Origin of the sequence: Photorhabdus viridis (genome assembly GCF_040256935.1) — a bacterium.
GTDB lineage: Bacteria > Pseudomonadota > Gammaproteobacteria > Enterobacterales > Enterobacteriaceae > Photorhabdus > Photorhabdus viridis.
The window spans coordinates 1-555 of record NZ_JBEJZY010000237.1; the positions used below are offsets into that span (position 1 = coordinate 1).

The 555-nt window shown below is 47.6% G+C and carries 1 pseudogene; it reads right to left on the bottom strand.

Annotation, left to right across the window (positions count from 1 at the left end):
* Positions 1 to 555 (bottom strand): annotated as a pseudogene (locus ABR397_RS23150) (DUF637 domain-containing protein); the annotation flags it as partial.

A 555-nucleotide genomic window follows, 5' to 3' on the forward strand; every position in this document is an offset into this window, starting at 1 on the left:
ACCACCGGGTTCAGATGCTGGCTCTTATAATCCCAGCGGTCATACGCGTCTTTGACTAAGTTCCATTGCACATCCTGACGTTCACTCAGTCCTTTCAGCCAGGCGGTTTCCCGGGTATTACCAAAGACGGAGACAACATTTTGTAACGACTGACCGTTTTGGGCTTTAATATCCGCGCTGACACCGTTGGCGGCCTCTACGGTAAGTTTTCCACCGAAATGAATAGCGGGAAGCACCCAGGTATTTTCGGTGTAGCCTTTATCTGTTTGCTTGATGTAGAACCCTTTGGAATGGGTAATCGTTTGCGCAAAGGTGCTGTTTTTTACCGCTTTAAAATTAACCTGACCGTGAGTACTGGTCAGTTTGGCATTTTGATGGGTGGCGATTTTGCTGGCTTCATAAGTGCTGTCATCCCGGCTTAACAGGTTAATATCACCGCCGGCAGTAAATTCAGTCACTTTGTTCGTGACATCATGACGGGTGCGTGTGGTGGTTTTCTTTTTGCCATACCACCGACGTTTGGTCTCTGTTTTCTCATAGTGACTGGATTCTTCC